Source organism: Amycolatopsis sp. cg9, from assembly GCF_041346945.1.
Lineage (GTDB): Bacteria > Actinomycetota > Actinomycetes > Mycobacteriales > Pseudonocardiaceae > Amycolatopsis.
Genome location: NZ_CP166850.1, coordinates 7,317,758 through 7,342,057 on the forward strand (window position 1 = coordinate 7,317,758; position 24,300 = coordinate 7,342,057).

Here is a 24,300-nt window from a genome sequence, read left to right on the forward strand (position 1 = left end):
GAGAACGCCATGACCGAAGACCTCGCGGTCGCCGCACCGGCCCCCGCCACCGTCACCGACCCCCGCGCGGGCAGCTTCCGCGTCGATGCCCATCACGGCGAAATCCTGCAAGGGGTGTTCGCCGACGGCGGCCGGCTGCGCCGCGGCCTGGTCACCCTGCCGTGCCCGCTCTACAGCACCCGCGCCACCTTCCTGCCGACCGAGGACGCCGGCACGACCGTGCGGCCCGCGTGGCGCAGCAAGGCGCGCCGCGCCGCCGACCTGACGCTGGCCCGGCTCGGGTACCCGGTGCCGGGCGGGCTGCTCGACATCACCAGCGACATCCCGCTGTGCCGCGGCTTCGGTTCCTCGACCGCGGATGTCACGTCGGCGATCGGCGCGGTCCTCGCCGCGACCGGCCGCCGCCTCGCACCCGCCGAGGTGGGCGCGCTGGCCGTCGAAGCCGAAACCGCGTCCGACTCGCTCATGTACGGCGGCCGGGCCGTGGTCTTCGCCCACCGCGAAGGCGAGCCGATCGAGGACCTCGGCGAGCTGATGCCGCTGGCCGTCCTGGGGTTCGGCACCAGCCCCGGCGGGCGCGGCGTCGACACGCTGGAACTCACGCCCGCGCGCTACACGTCGTGGGAGATCGAGGCGTTCCGACCGCTGCGCGGCCTGCTGCGCCGGGCCGTGGCCGACGGCGACGCGGGCCTGCTCGGCCGGGTCGCCACCGCCAGCACCCTGCTCAACCAGCGCCACCTGCCCGTGCCGGGGCTGGACGACGTCCTCGCCGTCGCCCGCGCCGCCGGGGCCGCCGGCGTGCAGGTCGCCCACAGCGGCGACGTCGCCGGGCTGATCTTCGACGCGACCGACCCCGAAACCCCGGCGCGGCTGCAGTTCGCCGCGACGCGGCTCGACGTGACCGAGACCTGGCAGTTCGAAACCGAGAGGTGAGTCCGATGACCCTTGCCGCACCCGTGAGCCGGTCCGTCGTGGAGGCGACCGAGCTGCCCCGGATCATCCGCGTCCGGCCGAACTTCCACGTCGCCGCCTTCGGCCTGATGAAGCTGCTGCCCGCCCGGTTCATGCTCGACCGCGCCGAGGAGCGCGGCGAGGTCGGCCCGGGCACGACCGTGCTCGAGACGTCGTCGGGCACCTTCGGCCTCGGCCTCGCCATGGTCTGCCGGCTGCGCGGCTACCCGCTCACGATCGTCGGCGACCCGGCGATCGACGCGCCGCTCAAGCGCCGCCTCGAGCACCTCGGCGCCCGAGTCGAGATCTGCCCGGAACCCAGTCCCGTCGGCGGGTACCAGCGTGCGCGGCTGGACCGGCTCGAGCAGCTGCGCGCGGAGTACCCGAACCACTGGGTTCCGGGCCAGTACAGCAATCCCGACAACCCGCGGTCGTACGCGCTGGTGGCCGAGCAGCTCGCCGAGACGATCGGCGTGCCGGACTGCCTCGTCGGCGCGGTCGGCTCCGGCGGCTCGACGTCCGGCACGAGCTCGTTCCTGCGGATGCTCGTCCCGGAGATGACGCTGATCGGCGTCGACACCCAGCGCAGCGCCATCTTCGGCCAGCCGGACGGCCCGCGCGTGCTGCGCGGGCTCGGCAACAGCCTGGTGCCGGCCAACGTCGAGCACTCGAGCTACGACCAGGTGCACTGGATCGGCGCGGCCGAGGCGTTCGCGGCGACGCGGGAGCTGTACGCGCGCCACTGCCTGTTCATGGGCCCGACCAGCGGCGCCTCGTTCAAGGTCGCGGACTGGTTCGCGCGCCGGAACCCGGACGCCACGGTCGTCGCGCTGCTGCCGGACGAGGGCTACCGCTACCAGGACACCGTCTACTCCGACGAATGGCTGCGCGCGCAGGGGCTGGCGCACGCGGGGGCGGCCGAGCCGTACGAAGTGGTCGCGCCGACCGAGCCCGGCGGCTCGTGGACGTGGCTGAACTGGGGCCGGCGCTCGCTCGCCGACGCGTCGTGATGCGCACGCTGCTGCTCGTCGAGAGCAACACGACCGGCACCGGGCGGCTGTTCGCGCGGCAGGCCCGGTCGCTGGGGTTCGAGCCGGTGCTCGCCGCGGCCGACCCGGCGCGCTACCCGTACGCGGCCGAGGACGGCGTCCGCGTCGTCCGGTGCGACACGGCGGACGCGTGCGCGGTGCTGGCCGCGGACATCGGCGAGCCCGCCGGGGTGACCACCAGTTCGGAGTACTTCATCCCGGTCGCGGCGCGGATCGCGGCGAAGCTGGGCCTGCCCGGACCCGATCCGCTCGCCGTGACGGAGTGCCGGAACAAGGCGCACCAGCGGGCCGTCCTCGGGGCGCCGTGCACCGTGGCGACGTCCGTGGCGGAGGCGGTCGCGGCGGCCGTCGAGTTCCCCGTCGTGCTGAAGCCGGCCGAGGGCTCGGGCAGCGTCGGGGTGCTGCGGTGCGAGACGCCGGAGGCGGTCGCGTCCCAGGCGGCGGCGCTGCTTTCGGTGACGCACAACGAACGCGGGCTGCCGGTGCCGGCGCAGGTGCTCGTCGAGCCGTACGCGAGCGGGCCGGAGTACTCGGTGGAGCTGTTCGGCGACGTCGTGGTCGCGGTGGTCCGCAAGCACCTCGGCCCGGCGCCGTACTTCGTCGAAGTGGGCCACGACGTCCCGGCGTCGCTGCCGCCCGCGGACGAGACGGCGCTGATCGACACGGCCCGGTCGGCGGTGACCGCGCTGGGCCTCGGCTTCGGCGCGGCCCACGTCGAGATCCGGCTGACCCCGTCCGGCCCGCGGCTGATGGAGGTCAACCCGCGCCCGGCGGGCGGCATGATCCCGGAGCTGGTCCGCGCGGCGACCGGCGTCGACCTGGTGGCGGCGCAGGTTTCCGCGGTCCTCGGCCTGCCGCCGGACCTGCGGGCGTCCCGGCGGGCGTGCGCGTCGCTGCGCTTCCTCACCGCCACCTCGTCTTCGGTGGTGTCGGCGGGGGACGCGGCGGAGCGGGCGGCGGCCGTTCCGGGGGTGCTCGAAGCCCGGGTGTCCCGCCCCGACGGCACCGTGGTCCGGCCGGCGCGGGACTACCGCGACCGGGCCGGGCACGTCCTCGCCGTTTCCGACCGCCCCCGCGGCGCCCGCGCGGCGGCCGCGGCCGGCCTCGACCGCCTGCGTGCCGCCCTGATCCCGGAAGGCCCCCACCGATGACCCTGCGGTTCCTCATCGCCACGATCGCCCCGCTCACAACCCCGCCGCCGCGCGTCGCGAATGACTCATTCGGGGCGCCGGAGGTCGCGAATGAGTCATTCGCGACCTCCGGGCGAGCCGCCGAACCCCACCCGGAGACCCCGGAAGGAGCACCTCGATGACCATCGCCCCAGGCGGGACCGGCCGGCTCACCAGCCCCATCTCCGCCGCGGCCCGCGAAATCCTCTTCGACCGCGACACCGCCCCCGCCCCCGACCCGGTCGCCGCCGAACTCGGGCTGATCAGCCAGGTCGACCGCGCCCACGTCGTGATGCTCGCCGAACGCGGCATCGTCGAGCCCGGGCCCGCGGCCGCGCTGCTGGCCGGCATCGAAGACCTGCGGGCGCGGCGGTTCGCGCCGCTGCACGACGTCCCCGCGCCCCGCGGCCGCTACCTCGCCTACGAATCCCACCTGATCGACACCCTCGGCGCCGACGTCGGCGGCGTCCTCCACAGTGGACGGTCCCGCAACGACCTCAACGCCACGGTGGTCCGGCTCCGGCTGCGCGAACCGCACGAACGGCTGCTCGCCGAGTCCGGCGCCCTCGGCCGCGCGCTGCTGGACCGGGCCCGGCGCTGGGCCGAGGTCACCATGCCCGCCTACACCCACCACCAGCCGGCCGTGCCGATCACCTACGGCCACTACCTGGCCGGGGTGGCGAGCGCGCTCGTCCGGGACGTCGAAGGCGTGTGGCAGGCGGGGGCGGAACTGGACCAGAACCCGCTCGGCGCGGGCGCGGTCGGCGGCACGTCGCTGCCGGTCGACCAGCACCGCACCACCGCGCTGCTCGGGTTCGCCGCGCCGCTGGCGAACTCGCTGCACGCCGTCGCCTCGCGGGACCTGGTGCTGCGCCTGCTGTCCGCGGCCACCGTGCTCGGCGTGCTGCTCTGCCGCGTCTCGCACGACCTGCAGGCGTGGACCAGCGCCGAGGCCGGGCTGCTGCGCCTGGCCGACGACGTCGTCGGGTCGAGCTCGATGATGCCGCAGAAGCGGAACCCGTTCCTGCTGGAGCACGTCCAGGGCCGGGCGCTCGCGCCGCTCGGCGCGTTCACCGCGTCGGCGGGCGCGATGGCGACCGCGCGCTTCACCAACGCGATCGCGGTAGGCACCGAAGCCGTGGCCCCGGCGTGGACGGCGCTGGAAGCGGCGACCGACGCCGTCGTGCTGCTCCGGCTGGTCGTCGAGGGCGCCGAGCCGGTGCCGGAGCGGATGTACGAACGCGCGGTCGACGGCCAGACCGCGGCCACGCACCTCGCCGAACGGCTCGTCGACGCCGGCGTCCCGTTCCGGCAGGCCCACCACGACGTCGGCGCGATCGCCAAGGAAGCGCTGGCCGGGAACCTGCCGCTGCACGAGGTCGCGCGCGTCCGGCTCGCCGGGCAGCCGGCGCACGTCCTGGCCGCGCTCGACCCGGCCGAAGTCGCGCAGCACGCGGCCCACGGCGGCGGCCCGGCGCGGGAGTCCGTGCTCGCCGCCGTCGCCGAGGCCGAAACCGCGTTCGCCCGCATCCGCGCCGCCGCCGAAGAACGCCGCTGGCGCTGGAGCCAGGCCGAAATCGGCCTCGACGACGCCGTCCGAACCCTCATCCGCTGACCCGCAAGGAGCCTGTTGTGACCACTTTCGCCGACGACCTCGCGACCCTCCGCCCGGAGCCGGCGTCCGCCCAGGGCGCGCACGTCGAACTCCGCAGCGACACCTTCACCCTTCCCACGCCCACGATGCTCGAAGCCGCCGCCCGCGCCCCGCTCGGCGACGACGTCTACGGCGAGGACCCGACCGTGGACCGGCTGGAGCAGCTGTCCGCCGAACTGCTCGGCAAGCAGGCCGGCTGCCTGATGCCGAGCGGCACCATGGCCAACCTGACCGCGCTGCTGGCGCACTGCCCCCGCGGCGGCAAGGCGATCGTCGGGCACGAGTCCGACGTGTACGTCTACGAAGCCGGCGGCGCGTCGCTGTGCGGTGGCATCGTCTACGACCCGCTGCCGAACCTGCCCGACGGCACGATCGACCCGGCCGCGATCGCCGAGGCGTGCGCGGTCGACCGCAGCGACCCGCAGATCGCGCCGCCCGCCGTGCTCAGCCTGGAAACCCCGCAGAACCGTTGCGGCGGGCTGCCGCTGCAGCTGGACTACCTCAGCGAGGTGTCCCGGCTGATCCGCTCCCACGGCGTCGCCCTGCACCTCGACGGCGCCCGCCTGTTCAACGCGGCCGTCGCGCTCGGCGTCAGCCCGGCGGAGGTGGCCAAGCACGCGGACACCGTGCAGATCTGCCTGTCGAAGGGCCTGTGCGCCCCGATCGGCTCGGTCCTGGTCGGCGACCGCGTGACGATCGCGGCGGCCCGCCGGATGCGCAAGATGCTCGGCGGCGGCATGCGCCAGGCCGGGATGATCGCGGCCTGCGGCATCGTGGCCCTGACGGAGATGACCGAGCGCCTGGCCGACGACCACGCCCGCGCGGCCCGCCTGGCCCGTGGCCTGTCGCGCATCCCGGGCGTCCGGCTCGACCCGGGCCCGCCGCTGACGAACATGGTGTTCTTCAAGGTCCGCGACGACCGCTACACCACGCGCACCCTGATCGAGGCCGCTCGCCGCCGCGGCATCCGGGTGGAGGAACTGGGCCACGACCGCATCCGCGCGGTGACCCACGCGGGCGTGGACGACGACGCGGTCGACCGCGCGGTCTCGGTCTTCGGCGACCTCCTCGGCCACGACGCCATGGTCCGCTGACGGCGGTGTCTTGAATGAGTCGTTCAGGACCTCCGGTGACCTGAACGACTCATTCAAGACGTCGGCTCGTGCGGTCTGCCGGTGGCGCGGGAGACGTCACGAACGGGCCGTGATCGCCCGGCGCCAGAGTTCGGCGCAGGTTTCGGTCGCCGCGTCGAGGTCGCCCGGCGGCCGTGACGCGTGGTAGAAGACGCGCTCGGTCATCCAGCACAGCGCCCGGGCCACCGCCGCCGCGCCGGTCGGCCCGTCCCCGGCCGGCAGGCCCGCCCGGAGCAGGACGCCGGTCATCGCCTCGGCGTACGCGGCGACAGTTCCGTTCCACAGCCGGGCGATCCCGGGCACGGTGGGGGAGAGGTCGACGGCCGCGCGCATCACCGGGCCGTGGTCCCGCCACATCCGCCCGGTGAGCCGCACGGACGCCCGCGCGGTCTCCCCGGGGTCCGCACCCGCGTCCACCGAAGCGGCGTCCTGGCCGAGCACGGCGACCGTGCGCGCGACCAGCGCGGTGAGGACCTCCTGTTTGGACCCGAAGTAGAAGTACAGCGACGCGCGCGAGATCCCGGCGCCGGTGGCGATGGTCTCCACGGTCATCGGCTCGACGTGCTCGCGGTCGAGGAGGGCTTCGGCGGTGTCGAGGATCGCCTGTTCCCGCAGGTCGCCCTTGCGCGGTGCGTCCCGCCGCTTGCGCGTCGTGGCCATCAGGCGATCCTAGTTCGCGTCGATCCGGTGCCCCTCGGGGAAGTCGGTGGAGCGGGACAGCTCCGCCCACTTCCCGATCTCGGCGTCGACCGCCGAACGGCCCGCGGCGACCAGGCTCAGCGCGTCGGAGCCCAGGACCAGGTGGGACGGCGGCTCCGGCGACTCGAGGACGGCGAGGACGGCTTCGGCCGCCTTGGCGGGATCGCCGAGCTGGTTGCCGCTGGCGGCCCGGCGGGCCGCGCGGATCGGCCCGAACAGCTCGTCGTAGTCCGAAACGGACCGTTCGGTGCGCACCATCGAGCGGCCGGCCCAGTCGGTCCGGAACGAGCCCGGCTCGATCAGCGTGACGTGCACGCCGAAGCCGGCGACCTCCTTGCCGACGGTTTCCAGGATCCCCTCCACGGCGTACTTGCTGCCGCAGTAGAACGCCAGCCCGGGCACGGTCATCAGCCCGCCCATGGAGCTGACGGCGAAGACGTGCCCGGACCGGCGCTGCCGCATGAACGGCAGCACGGCCTGCACGGTCGCGGCGACGCCGAAGACGTTGGTGGCGAACTGCGCGCGCAGCTCCGCGATCGGCGACTCCTCGAACACCCCTTCGTGCCCGTAGCCGGCGTTGGCGATGAGCACGTCGATCGCGCCGACGCCGGCTTCGACGTCCCGCACGAGCGCGGACACGGCTTCGTCGTCGGTGACGTCGAGCCGCCGGGCGTGGGCGCGTCCGGGCGCGAGGGCTTCGAAGGCGGCGAGGTCGTCCTCGCGGCGCACGGTGCCCACGACGGTGTGCCCGGCCTCGAGCGCGCCCCGCGCGAAGGCGCGGCCGAGGCCGCTGCTGACACCGGTGATGAGGAAGGTCTTGCTGGACATGCGCGGCTCCTGTTCCGGGGTTCGACCCCGTCGAGCCTACGCCGTGTCGATTAAAATCGACACCGTGTCGAAAATCTCGGAGGTACTCGGCCGCCGTCAGCCGAGGGCGGCGTCCAGCGACCGCGACGGGACCGCGTCCAGCGCCGCCAGCGTCGCCGCGTCCAGGACCACCGACCCCGCCGCGATGTTCGCCTCCAGGTGCTCGACGCTCGCCGTGCCCGGGATGAGGTGGACGTTCGGGGCGTGGTGCAGCAGCCACGCCAGCCCGATCTGCGCCGGCGTCACCCCCAGGGTGGCCGCCGCGGCCTGGACCGCCGGCTCGTCGGTCACCTTCGGCAGGCCCGGGAAAGCGCCGCCGAGGGGGAAGAACGGGACCCACGCGATGTCCTCCGCGACGCACAGCCGGAGCATCTCCTCGTCGTCGCGGGCGACCAGGCTGTAGGCGTTCTGGACGCACGCGATGCCCACCGGCAGGGCGCGGCGGAGGGTGTCGATGCCGACGCTGCTGAGCCCGATCGCGCCGATCTTGCCCTCGTCGCGCAGTGCCGTCAGGACCGCGAGCTGGTCGTCGACGTCGACCAGCTGGTCGCCCTCGGCCAGCAGGCCCGGCCGCAGCTCCGCGCGGCGCAGGTTGACCAGCGCGACCCGCTCGGTGCCGAGCGTCCGGAGGTTGTCCTCGACGCTCTTGCGGAGTTCTTCGGGCCGCTGCGCGAGGCGGAGCGGGATCGGGCCGCCCGGGTCCGGGTCGGCGCCGACCTTGGTGGCGATCAGGACGTCGTCGCCGGCCGCCTCGCGGATGACGTCGTTGACGAAGCTGTTGCCGTAGAACTCGGCCGTGTCGAGGTGGTCGACGCCCAGGTCCAGGGCCCGGCGCAGCAGGGCGACGGCCGCGCCCCGGTCCGCGTGGAGGCGTTCGAGCTGCATCGCGCCGAACCCGACGCGGGAGACGGTGCGGCCGGCTAGCTGGCTGGAAGACATGGCTGTCCCGCTTTCGTGCGATGATGGTGAAGCGGAGGAGCCTCCGCTAAACCGACCGTAGCACAACCGGAGGGACCTCCGCTTTGCCTTCGTCCGAACCCGGGCGCCCGGTGCGCGCCGACGCGCGCCGCAACCGCGAGAAGCTCGTCGAAGTCGCGCGCGACGCCTTCGCCACCGACGGCGCCGTCGCGCTGGAGACCATCGCCCGCGAGGCCGGCGTCGGGATCGGGACGCTCTACCGGCACTTCCCGACCCGCGAGGCGCTCGTCGAAGCCGTCTACGCCGCCGAGCTCGACGACGTGACCGCGAGCGCCCCGGCGCTGCTCGCCCAGCACCCGCCCGCGGAGGCACTGCGCGCGTGGATGGACCGCTACGCCGCCTTCTTCGCCACCAAGCGCGGGATGGCCGACACCCTGCGCGTCAGCCTCGGGACCGGGCGCATCGTGACGGCGGAGACCCGCGGGCGCATCGTCGCGGCGATCGGTGCGATCCTCGAAGCCGGCGCGAAGGCGGGCACGCTGCGCGCCGACGCCGACCCCGAGGACGTCACGCTCGTGCTGCTGGGCGTGTTCCTGTCGGCCGGGCCCGAACCGGAGCGGATCGGACGGCTGCTGGACCTCGTGGCGGACGCCGTCCGGCCCTGATCACTCGGGGCGGATCGGCAGCACCACGTCGTCGCGGACGAACAGCGGGATCCGGTCCGACGGCGCGGGCACCTCGACGGAAGTCCCGCCCTCGTACCGGTTCCCGGTCACCGCGTCCGTCCACACCGCACCGCCGGGCAGGTACACCGTCCGCGCGGTGACCCCGGGCTCGAGCACCGGCGCGACCAGCAGGTCCGGACCCAGCAGGAAAGCGTCCTCGACCGTCCAGCACTGCGGGTCGGCCGGGAAGTCGACGAACACCGGCCGCATCGGCGGGATGCCCTGCTCGTGCGCCACCCGCATCTGCGCCATCAGGTACGGCCGCAGCCGCTCCCGCAGCCGCAGCGACTCCGTGATCGCCGCGTAGGCCGCGTCTCCGTACGACCAGACCTCGTTGGGGCCGCCGGTCATGTCCGGCCCGAACGGCGGCCGCGGATCGCGGAAGCCGTGCAGCCGGAACAGCGGGCAGCACACGCCGTACTGGAACCACCGGACCATCAGCTCGCGGTACTCCGGCGACGCCGGGTCACCGCCGTGGAAGCCGCCGATGTCCGTGGTCCACCACGGGATCCCGGCCAGCGCCACGTTCAGGCCCGCCCGCACCTGCGCCCGCAGCGACGCCCACGTCGCGGCCACATCGCCCGACCAGAGCGCGGCCCCGTACCGCTGGCTGCCCGCCCACGCCGAGCGGGACAGCAGCACCACCTCGTCGTCGCCCTCGGCGCGGATGCCGTCGTGGAACGCCTGCGCGTTCGCCTGCGGGTAGAGGTTGAACACCTCCGCGCCCGGGCCGGCGTGGAAGCCGAGGTTGTGCGGGTGGCCGGGCTGGATCTCCGGCTCGTCGCCGTCCAGCCACCACGCGCGCACGCCGAGGTCGTAGTAGTTCTCCTTGACCTTGGCCCAGAAGAACTTCCGCGCGGCCGGGTTCGTCGCGTCGTAGAACGCCACCGGCATTTCGACGTCGAAGCCCTTGTCCTTCCAGGGCGCGTGCGCCGGGACTCCGCTCTCGGCGGCGACCAGCAGGCCCCGTTCGTGCAGCTCCTGGTAGTTCGCCGACAGCGGGCTGACCGACGGCCACACCGACACCATCAGCTTGACGCCGAGTTCGTCCAGCTCCCGGACCATCCCGGCCGGGTCCGGCCACTCGGCCGGGTCGAAGCGCCAGTCGCCGAGGTGCGTCCAGTGGAAGAAGTCCGCGACGATCACCGACAGCGGCAGCCCCCGCGCGTGGTACTCGCGCGCCACGGCCAGGAGCTCCTCCTGGGTGCCGTAGCGCAGTTTCGACTGCCAGAACCCGGCCGCCCACTCGGGCAGCATCGGCGCGTGCCCGGTCGCGTCGGCGTAGTGGCTCAGGATCCGGCGCGGGCCGTCGCCGGTGGTGATCCAGTAGTCGAGCTGGCGGGCGTCGTCGGCGACCCACCGGGTGCCGTTGGCGGCCAGCTCGACCCGCCCGACGGCCGGGCTGTTCCACAGGAACCCGTAGCCGCGGCTGGAGAGCAGGAACGGCACCGACACCTCGGCGTTGCGCTGCACCAGGTCGAGCACGAGGCCCTTCTGGTCGAGCCGGCCGTGCGTGTGCTGCCCGAGCCCGTAGACGCGCTCGTCGTCGTAGGCGGCGAACCGCTGTTCGAGCCGGCCGTAGCCGTTGCGGGACGGCATGAACAGCCGGGCGCCGGGCCACCAGAAGTGCGCCCGCTGCTCGGAAAGCAGCTCCTCGCCGGTGTCCGTGCGGACGAACTTCAGCTGCGCGTCGATCCCGGTGTCGGTGTCGGCGATCTCCACGATCGCGGTGAGCGCGCCGTTGACCACCCGGCCGGTGCGCCCCTCGGCGGTGGCGGTCGCGGCGGACGGTTTCGCGGGCAGCAGCGCGCCCGGCACGTCGTCGAGGATCTTGTGGCGCCCGGCGCGCACGCGCAGGCTCCCGTCACCCCACGGCTCGACGCGCAGCACCTCGTGCCGCACGCGGACTTCCAGCGAGCGGCCGTCTTCGGTCGTGGCGATCAAGCGCTCTCCTTAGTCTTTGACGGCGCCGCTGGTCAGCCCGGCGACGACGTACCGCTGGGCGACGACGAGCAGGACGGCCGCGGGGATCGCGGCGAGGACGGCGGTGGCCATGATCCCGTTCCAGTCGGCGGACTGGTTGCCGACGAACCGGTAGATGCCCACGGTGATCAGCTCGAACGACTGCCCGGTGGTGAGGGTGACGGCGAACAGGAAGTCGGCCCAGGCGAACAGGAACGAGAACAGCCCGGCGGTGACGAGCGCGTTGCGGCTGACCGGGACGATGATCGAGACGAAGGTCCGCCAGTACCCGGCACCGTCCACCCGGGACGCTTCGGTCAGCTCCTTCGGCACCGAGATCATGAACGCCCGCAGCAGGAGCACGGCGAACGGGATGGTCGCGGTCGAGTCCGCCAGCACCAGCCCGAGGTAGCTGTCGATCAGCCCGAGGTTGCCGAACACCGTGTAGAGCGCGTTGGCCATCACGATGCCCGGGATCATCTGCACGATGAGCAGCACGAACACCAGCACCGGACCGCCGCGCACCTTCAGCTGCGCCAGCGCGTACGACGCCGGTGCGGCGATCACCAGCGACACGGCCACCGTGCCGAGCGCGACGACGACGCTGGAGAGCAGGTTCGGCCCCTGTGTCGCCCACGCTTTCCGGTAGCCGTCCAGGGTGCCGCCGACGGGGAAGAACGCCGGGTCCGGGCGCAGCAGCGCGCCGCTGGGCTGCAGGGACGCGTTGACCATCCAGTACAGCGGGAACAGCAGCACCGCGACGATCAGGACGCCGAACACCGTCCGGGCTTTCACGCCGCCGCCTCGGCCAGGGTCGCTTTCGCCGAGCGCAGGTAGAGCAGCCCGAACACCGTCGCCACCAGGATGAGGACGTTGCCGACCGCGGCGCCCTGGCCGAACGCGAAGTCCCCGAAGCTCAGCCGGTAGGACCACGTCGTGAGCGTCTGGGTCGCGTTGGCCGGCCCGCCGCCGGTGACGACCATGATCACGTCGAACACCTTGATCGTGTAGACCAGCCCGAGCATCAGCACGATCCCGGTGACCGGCCGCAGCAGCGGCCACGTGATGTGCCGGAACCGCTGCCAGGAGCCGGCGCCGTCCAGTGCGGCGGCTTCGTAGAGGGACGCCGGGATCGCGCGCAGCCCGCCGTGCAGGATCACCAGGTTGAACGGGATGCCGATCCAGATGTTGGTGAGGACCACCGCCGGCAGCGCCCAGCTCGTGCTGCTCAGCCACGGCACGGCGTCGAGGCCCACGAGCCGCAGCGCCGCGTTGAGCACGCCGTGGTCCTGGTCGAACATCCAGCGCCAGACCGCGCCGCTGACCACCAGCGGCAGCAGCCACGGGAGCAGGAGCAGCGACCGCAGCAGCGCGCTGCCGAGGAAGCGGCCGCTGAAGAACACCGCGAGCGCCAGCCCGATGCCGAACTGGAAGAGCAGGGACCCGGCGGTGAACAGGACCGTGTTGAGCACCGCCGCCGAGAACAGCGGGTTGCCGAACACGGCCGCGTAGTTGGCGAGGCCGACGAACGGTGCTTCGCCGGTGTAGAACGACTTGACCGTGTAGTCCTGCGTGCTCATCGCGATGTTCGCGGCCAGCGGGTAGCCGAAGAACACGACGAGGTAGCCGAGCGCGGGCAGCAGGAACAGCCACGCGGCGAACCGGTTGTCCCGCCGGGGCTTGCGGCCGGTGCGGGGTGGTGCCGTGACGGCCGGGGCGACCAGGGTCACGACCCGCTCGCCTGCTGCGCGGCCTTGAGGGCCTGGTCGGCCGGCAGCTTCCCGGTCAGAGCTGCCTGGAGGGCGTCGGCCAGCGCCTGCGAGACCTTCGGGTACTTTTCGCCGAGTTCCGCGGTGCGGGAGCGGGCGGTACCGACCTCGTCGACGAACGCCTGCATCGCGGGCTGCCCGGCACCGAACTTGGCCGCCGTGGCCGTCTTGGACGGGATGTAGGCGTGCGCCTTGCTCCACTCGAGCATCGTCGGCTCCGAGAGGATGCAGGAGAGCACCTTGCCCGCGGCCTGCTGGGTGGGGCCGCTGGTGACCGGCACCGCGCCGACCTCGCCGCCGAGGGCGACCACCGGCTTGGCGCCCGCCTGCGGCACCGGGATCGGCACGACGCCGTAGTGCAGGGACTGCTGCTCGTCGAGCCGGGCGAGGTTCCACGACCCGTTGACCATCATCGCGGCGTTGCCCGCGACGAACTGGTCGGCGACGTCGTTCTGGTTCCAGGTGACGACGGACTTCGACGCCGACCCGGAGTTCACCAGGTCCGTCACGAATTGAAGCGCTTTCACGGACGACGCGGAGTCCAATTGGGACAGTTCCGCGCCGTTGCTCCAGAAGAACGGCAGGAACTGCCACGTGCCCTCTTCGGAGGGGATGGCGGAGAAGGCGAGCCCGTACTTGCCGTCCTTGGTCAGCTTGGCCGCGGCGGCCTTGAGCTCGTCCCAGGTCTTCGGCGGCTGGATGCCGGCCGCGGTGAGGAGGTCCTTGTTGTAGATCAGCGCGAGGCCGTTGACGCCGGGGGCCACGCCGTACACCTTGTCCTGGTAGGTACCGGCCTTGACGATGCTCTCGTAGTAGCCGTCGGTGGTGATGCCGTAGTCGGCCAGCGGGGTCAGCGCGCCGGTGGCGGCGACCTGCTGCAGCGTCGGGTTGTCGGTGAACAGCAGGTCCGGCAGCGTCTTCGAGCTCGCGCCCTGCAGGACCTTCGGCAGCATCTGGTTCGTCGGCACCTTCTGCCGCTCGATCTTGACCCCGGTCTGGCCCGCGCAGGTGTCGAGGATCTTCTGCCAGGCCGCCGATCCCTGCTCGTCGGCGTAGTAGTCGAGCTCGGTGATCGAGCCGGCGGGCTGGGCGTTGTTCGAGGTCGTGGGCGCGGGACTGGGGCTGCAGGCGGCCAGGAGCGCGGCGCTCGCGGCCAGGACGAGGGCGCGACGGGCTACGGGCATGGCGATTCTCCTTCGGCGGTGGAGCAGAACCGGGGTCAGGCGCGCGGCGCGGACGTGCTTTCGCGCCGGGTGAGCCGGGGCCCGAGCAGGCGGACCTCCGGGGTGGTGTGGCCGGCGAGCCGGCGCATCGTCATCTCGACGGCCTGGGTGCCGACCTCCTCGGCCGGGATGGCCACGTTGGTCAGCGCGACGGCGTGCTGCTCGGCCATGCTGTCCGGGCAGACGGCGATGACCGAGATGTCCTCGGGCACGCGCAGGCCGCGGTGGCGCAGGTCCGCCAGCAGGCCGGGCAGGACGGCCTCGTTGTGCACGACCAGGCCGGTCAGGTCCGGGTCGGCGGTGAGCAGGTCGTCCAGGCAGGCGCTCACCGCTTCGTAGGAGTGCGCGCACGGGCGGTTCGCCGCCCGCACGTCACGCGTCTTCGCCGCTTCGTCGAAGCCGCGCAGGAACCGAGTCGCGTAGCTCGTGCCGCGCCGGTAGACGGCGGGGGAGGGGCCGATCAGCCCGATCGAGCGGTGCCCGAGGTCGGCCAGGTGCGCGACGCACGCCGAGGCGGCGGCGGTGAAGTCGAGGTCGACGCAGCTGAGCCCGGCCGGGTGGTCGGGTACGCCGATGAGCACCACCGGCAGGTCGAGCGCGAGCAGCATCGGCACCCGCGGGTCGGCGGTTTCGACGTCCATCACCATCAGCGCGTCGGCGATCGCCGAGGACGCCACCCGCTGCAGCGCGGCGGGGCCTTCGTCCTTGGTGAGCAGTAGGAGGTCGTGGTCGTGCGCGCGGGCCGCGGTGACCGCCGAGGCGACGAACTCCATCACCACGGCGACGTTGAGGTCGGTGCGCAGCGGGACGACCAGTGCCAGTACGTTGGTCTTGCTGCTGGCGAGCGCCCGCGCGCCGGCGTGCGGGTGGTAGCCGAGCTTGCGGATGCTGTCCTCGACCAGCCGCCGGGTCTTGGGCGAGATCGAGCGCTTGCCGCTGATCACGTACGACACCGTGCTGGGGGCCACTCCCGCCGCCGTCGCGACGTCGTTGATCGTGACCACGGGCAGCCTCCTGGGGACGGGGCGGGAGATCATTGTCGAAGCGCATCGACGATGGCACGAAGGTAAGCGACACCCGTCGGAAACACAAGCGTGATTCGCGATTCCCCGCAATTCGATTCCCATTCGACGACGGTGTTGTTCGTCGAAATTGTCGAACGCTGCTGATGGCGGTTCTTCTCGCAGCTCAGCGGCCAGATCGGGCGTAGTCGCGAGAGTCGCTGGGAGCGCACCCAGCAAGTCTTGACCTCCTGTCGACGCGGCTGTAATAGTCGTCCGCATCCCCACCCTCGACGCGAATGTTCCGCGCCGCGCCGTCGAAACGATTCGACGAAACCGGAGGCCGTCCGTGCGCCTGTCCCCGTTCCGCCGCGCCCTCGTCCCGGTGGTGACCGCGACCCTGCTGCTGGCCCCGTCGCCGGCGCTCGCGGCGCCCCCACCGCCGTTCCGCGACCCGGCGCTGCCGGTGGCCGCGCGGATCGACGACCTGCTGTCCCGGCTGACGGCGGACGAGAAGATCTCGCTGCTGCACCAGTACCAGCCCGCCATCCCGCGGCTCGGCATCGGCGTGTTCAAGACCGGCACCGAAGCCCTGCACGGCGTCGCGTGGTCGACGGACTACGACAACAACGGCGCGGTCGTCAAAGCGGACGGCACCGTGTTCCCGCAGGCCGTGGGGCTGGCTTCGACGTGGGACCCGGCGCTGGTCAAGCAGGTCGGCGCGGCGGTCGGGCAGGAGGCGCGCGGCTTCAACGCGCGCAACCCGACGCTGTGGGGCCTCAACCTGTGGGCGCCGGTCGTCAACCTGCTGCGCGACCCGCGCTGGGGCCGCAACGAAGAGGGCTACTCCGAGGACCCGCACCTCACCGGCGAGCTCGCGACCGCCTACGGCCGCGGCATCCAGGGCGACGACCCGCGCTACCTGCAGGCCGCCCCGACGTTGAAGCACTACCTGGCCTACAACAACGAAGTCAGCCGCGACACCAGCAACTCCTCGGTGCCGCCCAAGATCCTGCACGACTACGACGAGCAGGCGTTCAAGATCCCACTGCAGGCCGGTGCGGCCAACGCCGTCATGCCGTCGTACAACCTGGTCAACGGACGGCCGAACACGGTCAGCCCGGACCTCGGTGGCGCGCTGCGGGACTGGGCGCCCCGGGACATCGCCGTCGTCAGCGACGCCGGCGCACCGTCCAACCTGGTCAACTCGGAGAAGTACTACGCCACCAAGGCCGAAGCGGACGCGGCGGCGATCAAGGCGGGCCTCGACAGCTTCACCGACAACGACACCAACGGCTCGATCACCGTCGCCGCGGTCAAGGAGGCGCTCGACCGCGGGCTGCTGACCATGGCCGACGTCGAAACGGCCGACCGCCACCTGCTTTCGCTGCGGTTCCGGCTCGGCGAGTTCGACCCGCCGGGCCGCAACCCGTACGCGAAGATCACCCCCGCGGTGATCAATTCGCCGGCGCACCGGGCACTCGCGCGCAAGGCCGCGGACGAACAGGTCGTCCTGCTGCGCAACAACGCGAACGCGCTGCCGCTGGCGGCGTCCGCGAACCGGAAGGTCGCGGTCGTCGGCCCGCTCTCGGACACGCTGTACGAGGATTGGTACAGCGGCGCGATGCCGTACCGGGTCACGCCGAAGCAGGGCATCGCCGAGCGGGCCGCGGTGACGTCGTCGGAAGGCGTCGACCGGATCGCGCTGAAAGATCTCGGCACGGGCCGCTACCTGACGGCGCCCGCCGCCCCCGGCAAGGTGACCGCCGGCGGGACCACGGCGGGCACCGCGGAGTCCTTCGACGTCTACGACTGGGGCGCGGGCAAGCACACCCTGCGCGCCGCCGCGAACGGCAAGTTCCTGAGCTTCTCAGGTGGGGCGCTGGTGAACGACGCCGACCAGCCGTCCGGGTGGTTCGTGCAGCAGCAGCTGAAGCTCGACCCGCAGCCGGACGGCAGCTACGTCCTGGAATACGCGGGCAACGAGGTGACCGAGCCGTGGTTCGGCCCGAACCGCTTCGCCGTCGTCGGCCCCGACGGGGTCCTGACGATCTCCGCCCCGGACGCCGCGCACGCCACGAAGTTCGGCCGCGAGGTGCTCAGCAGCGGGATCGCTTCGGCGGTCGACGCGGCCCGCGGCGCCGACACGGCCGTCGTCGTGGTGGGCAGCATGCCGTTCATCAACGGCCGCGAGGCGAACGACCGGACGAGCACGTCACTGGCGCCCGCCCAGCGCGCGCTGATCGAGGCGGTCGCGAAGGCCAACCCGCACACGGTCGTCGTGGTGGAGAACAGCTACCCGACGACCGGCTGGGACACGCTGCCGGTGCCGGGGATCGTCTGGACCAGCCACGCCGGCCAGGAGACCGGCCACGCGGTGGTGGACGTGCTCTTCGGCGACGTCGACCCGGGTGGCCGGCTGACGCAGACGTGGTACGCCTCGGACGAGGGGCTGCCGGGCATCCTCGACTACGACATCTCCAAGACCGGGATGACGTACCAGTACTACCGCGGGAAGCCGTTGTACCCCTTCGGGTACGGCCTGAGCTACACAAGCTTCCGGTACGGCACCGCGCGGGCTTCGCTCGCCGGGTCGTCGGTGCGGGTGAGCGTGGACGTGACGAACACCGGCGCTCGCGCGGGGACGGACGTCGTCCAGCTGTACTCGAAGGACGCGGGTGTGCAGCGGCTGCGGGACTTCGAGCGCGTGACGCTTTCCCCGCACCAGACGCGCACGGTCCGGTTCGAAGTACCGGTCGCGGACCTGGCCGCCTGGGACGCCTCGCGCGGCCGATCCGCGGTGGCGGCCGGGGTCCGCGAGTTCTCGGTGGGCCGCAACGCGGCCGACCTCGGCGCGGCGCAGCGGGTGTTCGTGCCGGGGGAGCGGGCACTGCCCCGCGACCTGAGCCGCCCGACCCCGGCGGAGAACTTCGACGACTACTCCGGCACCACCCTCACGGACACCTCGAAGACCGCGGGCACGTCGGTGGCGGCCGCGACCGGGAACTGGGTGGCCTACCGGAACGTCGCCTTGAACGGCCCGGCGCGGTTCTCGGCGTCGGTGTCCACAGTGGAGCCGGCCCGCATCGCGGTCCGGCTGGACGCACCGACCGGCCCGGTCCTGGGCACGGCGCAGGTGCCGGCCACGGGGGACCGGTACGCGTATACGACGGTGACGGCGGCACTGGCCAAGGCGACCGGCCGCCACGACGTCTACCTCACGTTCGAGGGACCGGTGAACCTGGCGACGTTCTCCCTGCGGTGACGGGATGTCATGAACGAGTCGTTCACCGCACCTCGCCGGGGTCGACGTCAGGGGCCCGGCGGAGTCGCCGGACCGGCCGGCTACGGCCCGAGATGCGCTGAAGGCATCGCGGGCGGTGACCGATGTGGCTGCTGGGGTCTGATGTGCTGGTCCCGGAGGCACCCAATGTGGCGTTCGGTGCGTTGGACGCACCCAACGCCACATTGGGGCGCATCCGCCTGCCACCTCGGCCTGACTTTGCCGGAGCCTTGGGGTCGACACCCCTCGCGCGCCCCGCGTGCCGCGACGCCGGCGGTGATCAGGGCTTCCGGCCCACCCCGGCGTACGGCAGCGCGTTGATCGCCGGGTCGTCGGACATGTCGCCCGCGCCCTCCGGTTTCCACATCGCGCAGCCGACCACGCCCGGGTCCACCACCTCGAAGCCGTCGAAGAAGGCGAGGACCTGGTCGTGGGTGCGGGGGACCGGCTGGTTCTGCTGGTCCTGGTTGCTCTTGTACACCTCGACCGCCTCGTCGAGGCGCTGGGAGTCCGAGTCCGCCGCGACGTGCGTGACGGCCAGGAAGCTGCCCGGGGCGAGCCGGTCGCGGTAGCGGGCGAGGATGCTCACCGGGTCCCACGAGTCCGGGACGAAGTGCAGCAGCAGCAGCATGAACACCGCGACCGGCTCGTCGAGGTCGAGCAGCTTGGCGGCGCCGTCGAAGATGTCGTTGACGTCGCGCAGGTCCGCCTGCAGCACCAGGGTGTTGTCGTTGTCCTGCAGCAGCAGTTCGCTGTGCGCGACCGCGACGGCCTCGCGGTCGACGTAGACCACCCGGCACGACGGGTCGGCCTGCTGGACGATCTCGTGCAGGTTGCCCACCGTCGGGATGCCGGAGCCGATGTCGAGGAACTGCCGGACACCCTGGCCGACCAGGTAGCGGGCCGCGCGGCGGAGGAACGCCCGGTTGAGGCGGGCCGCGTCGCGGACGCCCGGCATGATCTTGAGGATCTGCTCGCCGAGGGCGCGGTCCGCGGCGAAGTTGTGGTCGCCGTCGAGCCAGAAGTCGTACACCCGCGCCGGGTTCGGCACCGAGGTGTCGATCTCCGGCGGTACCCAGCTCAGTTCCCCGGTCACGGGACCTCCCACCCTCGCGGACTCTCTGGAGCGCCGGAGTCTAGTCCCTCGGGTGTGCTCCCGGCCGGTCCCGCCCGCTAAGGTGGCGCGGTCACGAGGAGACGAGGCCATGACGAACGTCCCCGGTCGCTGGCCCGTGCTCGGGCACACCGTGCCCCTGCTGCGCGACCCGCTGAAACTCTTCAGTTCCCTGCCCGCACACGGAGAAGTCGTCAAACTCCACCTCGGGCCGCTGCCGGTGCACGTGGTCACCACGCCGGAGCTGGCCTGGCGGGTGCTCGCCACCGACGCCGACAAGTTCGACAAGGGCCTGGTCTTCGACAAGATGCGCCCGCTCTTCGGCGACGGCCTGGCCACGTCCAACGGCGAGCTGAACCGCCGCCAGCGCCGCCTGGTGATGCCCGCGTTCGGCCGCGCCCGCCTCGCCGGCTACGCCGAGAACACCATGACGAAGCTGGCCGACGAGCTGGCGAGTTCCTGGCAGCCCGGCGAAGTCGTCGAGTTCGACCAGCGCATGCAGGAGCTCGTGCTGACCATCGCCGGGCAGACGCTGTTCTCCACCGCACTCGGCGCCGAAGCGCTGGCGGAGATCCAGCGCTCGATCCCGGTCATGCTCAAGTACGTCCTGGTCCGGGCGTTCTCGCCGAAGTTCGTGGAGCGCCTGCCCCTCCCGCCGAACCGCAAGTTCGACGCGGCCGCCGCGCGCCTGCGGAACGTCATCGGCGAAACCGTCGTCGCCGCTCGTGAACAGGGCGCGGACCACGGCGACCTGCTCTCGATGCTGCTGCTGGCCCGCGACGAGGACACCGGCGAGGGCATGTCCGACCGCCAGGTGCACGACGAGGTCATCACCATCCTCACCACCGGCGCGGAAACCACCGCCGTGGCGCTGGCCTGGTTCTTCCACGAGCTCGGGCAGCACCCCGACGTCGAGCGCCGCTTCCACGCGGAGGTCGACGAAGTCCTCGGCGGGCGGCCCGCGCGCCTCGAAGACCTCCCGGACCTGGTCTACACGCACCAGATCGTCAACGAGATCGTCCGCCGCACCCCGCCGCTGATCCTGATGCGCCGGGCGCGCGAAGACGTCGTGCTCGGCGGCGTCCGGATCCCGGCCGGCACCGAGGTCGCGGTCAGCCAGCACACGCTGCACCGGGACCCGCGGTGGTTCCCGGACCCGGACCGGTTCGACCCGGACCGCTGGACCCCCGGCCACACCGCGGAACTGCCGAAGGGCGCCTACATCCCGTTCGGCGCGGGCGCCCGGCTGTGCCCGGGGCACGTGTTCGCGCCGACGGAGATCGGCATCGTCGCCGCGACCATCGGGGCGCGCTGGCGCCTGGTCCCGGTGCCGGGCAAGAAGGTCTACGCGCAGCTCAAGGCCACGATGCAGCCGAACCGCCTGCCGATGACGCTGGTGCCCCGGACCTGACGGTGCCGGTTCCACTACCGGGTGTAGTGTTCTCGGGTCCGAACAGCCCGCCCCATCCGGAGGAGTACGGCGTGAGACTGCCGGTCAAGCTGACGTCGGCGTTGTTCGCCTGCGGCGTCCTGCTCGCCTCGCTGACCGCCGCGATGCCCGCCGAGGCCGCCGCGATCTCCTGCGGCGACACGGATCTGCCGGTCACCGGCCCGGGCCTCCCGCCGCTGGTGCCGGGCGCGCCCGCGACCGTGCACGGCCGGCTGTGCCTGCCCGCCGGCGAGGCGCCGGACACCGTCCAGCTGCTCGTGCACGGCGGGACGTACAACAGCGCGTACTGGGACCTGCCCTACGAGCCCCAGCGGTACTCCTACCAGCGCGACATGGCCGCCCACGGGTACGCGACGTTCGCCGCGGACCAGCTCGGCGCCGGGCGCAGCAGCCACCCGTTGAGCCTGCCGCTGTCGGTCTGGGCCGCGGCCGAGTCGATGCACGAGGTCGTCGGGCACCTGCGCGCCGGGCGCGTGGGCGGGGTGCCGTTCGCGAGGGTGGTCATCGTCGGGCACTCGGTCGGGTCCGGTGTCGTCGCCGTGGAGGCGTCGACCTACCACGACGTCGACGGCGTGGTCCTCACCGGCATCACGCACCTGCCGGCGCTGCCGGTGCTCGCGCTCGGCGCGGCACTGGGCCTGCAGCCGGCCCTGCTCGACAGCCAGCTCGGCACGCTCGGCAGCGATCCGCTGTACTTCACGACGAAGCCGGGCGCGCGTGCCGGGCTGTTCTACGCCGACGGTGACGCCGACCCCGCGGTGATCGCGGCGGACGAGGCCACCAAGGACCAGGTTTCGGTGCCCGGGATGGGCACGGTGGCGCTGTTCGGGATCGTGCTGCCGGCGACGAAGGGAATTACCGCACCGGTTTTGCAGGTGGTGGGGGAAAAGGACGTCCTTTTCTGCGGACTGCTCGCGCTGCGTGACTGCGCGCACCCCGATGTGTTGCGCGCGCAGGAAGTGCCGTATTACGCCGATCCGTCGAAGTTGTCGACGTACGTCCTCCCGGGCGCGGGTCATTCCGTTGCATTGCACGAAAACGCCGCCGATTACCGGGACGCCACCCGTTCGTGGCTGCAGGACGACCTGGGGGTCGCTCCGCAGGGTTATCACTCGATTGGATGAATGCTGTTTCGTGCGCCGGACGCTTTTTCGCGCCAAGATAAACCGGCCAACCGACCGGAGCCCGTGCGTCGAAACCAGGACAGGCTGAGGTGACTGTTCCCCAACCCCGTGGCGACCAGCCGCGGAAGAAGCCGTCCGCCGAACGAGCGGCGCGGCGGCTCGGCACGCTCGCGCGCAAGTGGGGCTACCTGATCAGCACCACGGCGTACCTGCCGCACACGCCCGAGGAGATCGAACGCGAACTGGGCGTCCTCGCCACCGCGGTCTTCGACGCCGTCGCCGGCGACCCGCCGGACCTGGAAGCGGCCGCGGCGGCGGGCGGCCGGCTCGTCGAGCTGCGGTGCGTCGGCACGGACAGCCTGCGCCGCAGCCTGGAGGTGCTCGGCAAGGCGCTGCTGCGCGAGCCGGAGCTGCACCGCGTCGACGGGCTCGCCGAGCGGGTCGTGGTGGTGCTCGGCGCGCTCAGCTCGGGCTACGGCGAGATGCTGCGCGAGGACATCCAGAAGCGCCAGGAGGGCCTGAGCCGCGCGCTGCTGAAGGTGGAGCAGGAGACGCGGCAGAAGCAGGTCATCACGCGCGCGCAGTTCGAGGAGGTGTTCGCCGGCTCGGCCAGCGGTATCGCGCTCACCGAGCTGGACGGCCGCGTGCTGCGGGCCAACGCGGCCCTCGCCAAGACGCTCAACCGCACACCGGCCGAGATCGGCGCGCTGAGCCTGTTCGACCTCGTGCACCCCGAAGACGTCGAGCAGCTGCGGGACGGCTACCGCGAACTCGTCGACGGCAAGCTGCACCGGCTGCGCACCGGACGGCGGCTGGTCGGCAAGGACGGCGAGCCGATGTGGGCCACGTTCGCGGCGTCGGTGATCCGCGACGCCGTCGGCGCGCCCCGCCGGCTGCTCACCATCGTCGACGACGACACCGAGGTCTCGCTGCTGCAGCGGCGGCTGTCCCACCAGGCCCTGCACGACGTCCTCACCGGGCTGCCGAACCGCCAGTTCTTCAGCACCCGCCTGGAAACCCTGCTCCGCGACGCCGACCAGGCGCGCGGCGTCACGCTGTTCCACCTCGACCTCGACGGCTTCTCCCGGATCAACGGCGGGCTCGGCCAAGAGCTCGGCGACCGCGTGCTGCGCGGGGTCGCCGCGAAGCTCAAGACGATCTTCGACGGCGAGAAGGCGCTCGTCGCGCGGCTCGGCGGCGACGAGTTCGGCGTGCTGGTGCAGAACTCGGCGGAGACGCCGGGAGTGCTGACGCTGGTCCGCCGCATCACCCACGAGCTCGCGGAGCCGGAGTACGTCGACGGCCAGCGCGGGGTGGCGGTGTCGGCCGCCATCGGCGTCGTCCACCGGCCGCCGCGCGACGTGACGCCGGTGGAACTGCTGCGCGCGTCGGACCTAACGCTGCGGCGAGCCCAGCGCACGGGCAACCAGTGGGGCCTGTTCGACCGCGAGCTGGACCGGCGCGACCGGCACGACTTCGGGCTGGCCGCCGGGATGGCGGGCGCTTGGGAGAACGGCGAGATCGAGGTCTGCTACCGGTCCCTGGTGGCCGCGGCCGACGGGGCCGTGCAGGGCGTCGAAGCCCGGCTGCGGTGGAACCACCCGGCCGAAGGGGTGCTGGCGCACGAAACCTGCGTGCGGCTGGCGGCGGAGACCGGGCTGGCCCTGCCGCTGGGGACGTGGCTCCTGCGCACCGCGGCCGAGCGGCTGCTCGCGTCCGGGAGCGAACTGCCGCTCACCGTCGAACTCACCCCGCAGCAGGCGGCCGATCCCGAGCTGGTCGGCGAAATCCGCGGGGTGCTGGAGTCGACCGGGCTGGCCCCGGCCGCCGTCCGGCCCGGCTTCCCGGCCGAGGCACTGCTCGCGGAGTCCGGCGACGCGGCCGACAACCTCCGGGTGCTGGCCGAAATCGGCGTCCCGGCGGAGCTGCACGGCGTCGGCGACGTCACCTGCCTGACGGAGTTCCCGGCCCGCACGGTCCGCCTGGCGCCGAGCCTGGTGGCGCGTCGCACCCACCCGCTCGTCGGGCCTTCGCTGACCGCGCTGATCGACGCGGCCCACCAGGCCGGTGCCGAAGTCGGCGTCACCGGCGTGGCGGACGCGGACCAGGCGCAGTGGTGGCGGGACCGCGGCGCCGACCGGCTGTCCGGCCCGGCGTTCGCCGGCCCGCCCGGCCTCTAGACGGCCCCGGCCCGGCGGGCTGAAGGGGA

19 protein-coding genes are annotated in these 24,300 nt (G+C 72.7%); 10 read left to right on the forward strand and 9 right to left on the reverse strand.

Annotation, left to right across the window (positions count from 1 at the left end):
• The first annotated feature begins 9 nt into the window (after nucleotides 1–9).
• The 5 genes from AB5J73_RS34110 to AB5J73_RS34130 all read left to right on the forward strand — a co-directional run bounded on the left by AB5J73_RS34110 (nucleotide 10) and on the right by AB5J73_RS34130 (nucleotide 5,917).
• Nucleotides 10–933: a kinase gene (locus AB5J73_RS34110; protein WP_370962898.1), complete on the forward strand. Its 924-nt coding sequence runs from the start codon at nucleotides 10–12 to the stop codon at nucleotides 931–933.
• A 5-nt stretch (nucleotides 934–938) separates the two neighbouring features.
• The gene (locus tag AB5J73_RS34115) at nucleotides 939–1,961 is read left to right on the forward strand and encodes a pyridoxal-phosphate dependent enzyme (protein ID WP_370962900.1); all 1,023 of its coding nucleotides are present in this window, start codon (nucleotides 939–941) and stop codon (nucleotides 1,959–1,961) included.
• Nucleotides 1,919–3,151 carry an ATP-grasp domain-containing protein gene (locus tag AB5J73_RS34120; RefSeq protein ID WP_370962901.1) on the forward strand — a complete coding sequence of 411 codons (1,233 nt, stop codon included), beginning with the start codon at nucleotides 1,919–1,921 and terminating at the stop codon, nucleotides 3,149–3,151. The genes AB5J73_RS34115 and AB5J73_RS34120 overlap by 43 nt, the downstream gene beginning before the upstream one ends.
• Nucleotides 3,152–3,308: 157 nt before the next feature.
• On the forward strand, nucleotides 3,309–4,784 hold the full coding sequence (locus AB5J73_RS34125; protein ID WP_370962902.1) for an argininosuccinate lyase: 1,476 nt from the start codon (nucleotides 3,309–3,311) through the stop codon (nucleotides 4,782–4,784).
• Nucleotides 4,785–4,801: 17 nt separating this feature from the next.
• On the forward strand, nucleotides 4,802–5,917 hold the full coding sequence (locus AB5J73_RS34130; RefSeq protein ID WP_370962903.1) for a GntG family PLP-dependent aldolase: 1,116 nt from the start codon (nucleotides 4,802–4,804) through the stop codon (nucleotides 5,915–5,917).
• Between the two features lie 96 nt (nucleotides 5,918–6,013).
• On the opposite strand, the gene AB5J73_RS34135 is transcribed toward AB5J73_RS34130, so the two are convergent.
• The 3 genes from AB5J73_RS34135 to AB5J73_RS34145 all read right to left on the reverse strand — a co-directional run bounded on the left by AB5J73_RS34135 (nucleotide 6,014) and on the right by AB5J73_RS34145 (nucleotide 8,461).
• Complete coding sequence (locus AB5J73_RS34135) at nucleotides 6,014–6,616, reverse strand: TetR/AcrR family transcriptional regulator (protein WP_370962904.1); 603 nt, start codon at nucleotides 6,614–6,616, stop codon at nucleotides 6,014–6,016.
• Nucleotides 6,617–6,625: 9 nt separating this feature from the next.
• The gene (locus AB5J73_RS34140; protein ID WP_370962905.1) at nucleotides 6,626–7,483 is read right to left on the reverse strand and encodes an oxidoreductase; all 858 of its coding nucleotides are present in this window, start codon (nucleotides 7,481–7,483) and stop codon (nucleotides 6,626–6,628) included.
• 96 nt (nucleotides 7,484–7,579) lie between these two features.
• Nucleotides 7,580–8,461, reverse strand: coding sequence for an aldo/keto reductase (locus tag AB5J73_RS34145; RefSeq protein WP_370962907.1), 882 nt, complete (start codon nucleotides 8,459–8,461; stop codon nucleotides 7,580–7,582).
• A gap of 83 nt (nucleotides 8,462–8,544) precedes the next feature.
• On the opposite strand from AB5J73_RS34145, the gene AB5J73_RS34150 reads away from it, so the two are divergent.
• Nucleotides 8,545–9,105, forward strand: a complete 561-nt coding sequence (locus AB5J73_RS34150; protein WP_370962908.1) for a TetR/AcrR family transcriptional regulator — start codon at nucleotides 8,545–8,547, stop codon at nucleotides 9,103–9,105.
• On the opposite strand, the gene AB5J73_RS34155 is transcribed toward AB5J73_RS34150, so the two are convergent.
• From AB5J73_RS34155 to AB5J73_RS34175, 5 genes are read right to left on the reverse strand one after another with little or no spacing between them, the layout of a single operon-like run.
• On the reverse strand, nucleotides 9,106–11,109 hold the full coding sequence (locus AB5J73_RS34155; protein ID WP_370962909.1) for a TIM-barrel domain-containing protein: 2,004 nt from the start codon (nucleotides 11,107–11,109) through the stop codon (nucleotides 9,106–9,108).
• A gap of 9 nt (nucleotides 11,110–11,118) precedes the next feature.
• On the reverse strand, nucleotides 11,119–11,922 hold the full coding sequence (locus AB5J73_RS34160) for a carbohydrate ABC transporter permease (RefSeq protein ID WP_370962910.1): 804 nt from the start codon (nucleotides 11,920–11,922) through the stop codon (nucleotides 11,119–11,121).
• Nucleotides 11,919–12,857, reverse strand: coding sequence for a carbohydrate ABC transporter permease (locus tag AB5J73_RS34165; RefSeq protein ID WP_370962911.1), 939 nt, complete (start codon nucleotides 12,855–12,857; stop codon nucleotides 11,919–11,921). Before AB5J73_RS34165 ends, AB5J73_RS34160 begins: the two co-directional genes overlap by 4 nt.
• On the reverse strand, nucleotides 12,854–14,080 hold the full coding sequence (locus AB5J73_RS34170) for an extracellular solute-binding protein (RefSeq protein WP_370962913.1): 1,227 nt from the start codon (nucleotides 14,078–14,080) through the stop codon (nucleotides 12,854–12,856). The genes AB5J73_RS34165 and AB5J73_RS34170 overlap by 4 nt, the downstream gene beginning before the upstream one ends.
• A gap of 35 nt (nucleotides 14,081–14,115) precedes the next feature.
• On the reverse strand, nucleotides 14,116–15,123 hold the full coding sequence (locus tag AB5J73_RS34175) for a LacI family DNA-binding transcriptional regulator (RefSeq protein WP_370962915.1): 1,008 nt from the start codon (nucleotides 15,121–15,123) through the stop codon (nucleotides 14,116–14,118).
• A gap of 385 nt (nucleotides 15,124–15,508) precedes the next feature.
• Here AB5J73_RS34175 and AB5J73_RS34180 point away from each other — a divergent pair, with 385 nt between their 5' ends.
• On the forward strand, nucleotides 15,509–18,385 hold the full coding sequence (locus AB5J73_RS34180) for a glycoside hydrolase family 3 C-terminal domain-containing protein (protein ID WP_370962916.1): 2,877 nt from the start codon (nucleotides 15,509–15,511) through the stop codon (nucleotides 18,383–18,385).
• A gap of 298 nt (nucleotides 18,386–18,683) precedes the next feature.
• Here the strand turns inward: AB5J73_RS34180 and AB5J73_RS34185 are convergent, their stop codons facing one another.
• The gene (locus tag AB5J73_RS34185) at nucleotides 18,684–19,499 is read right to left on the reverse strand and encodes an SAM-dependent methyltransferase (protein WP_370962917.1); all 816 of its coding nucleotides are present in this window, start codon (nucleotides 19,497–19,499) and stop codon (nucleotides 18,684–18,686) included.
• Between the two features lie 109 nt (nucleotides 19,500–19,608).
• Here AB5J73_RS34185 and AB5J73_RS34190 point away from each other — a divergent pair, with 109 nt between their 5' ends.
• The 3 genes from AB5J73_RS34190 to AB5J73_RS34200 all read left to right on the forward strand — a co-directional run bounded on the left by AB5J73_RS34190 (nucleotide 19,609) and on the right by AB5J73_RS34200 (nucleotide 24,271).
• Complete coding sequence (locus AB5J73_RS34190; RefSeq protein ID WP_370962918.1) at nucleotides 19,609–20,928, forward strand: cytochrome P450; 1,320 nt, start codon at nucleotides 19,609–19,611, stop codon at nucleotides 20,926–20,928.
• Nucleotides 20,929–20,999: 71 nt separating this feature from the next.
• Entirely contained in the window at nucleotides 21,000–22,091 is a 1,092-nt protein-coding gene (locus AB5J73_RS34195; RefSeq protein WP_370962919.1) for an alpha/beta hydrolase, read from the forward strand.
• 89 nt (nucleotides 22,092–22,180) lie between these two features.
• On the forward strand, nucleotides 22,181–24,271 hold the full coding sequence (locus tag AB5J73_RS34200) for a putative bifunctional diguanylate cyclase/phosphodiesterase (protein WP_370962921.1): 2,091 nt from the start codon (nucleotides 22,181–22,183) through the stop codon (nucleotides 24,269–24,271).
• Nucleotides 24,272–24,300 lie beyond the last annotated feature (29 nt).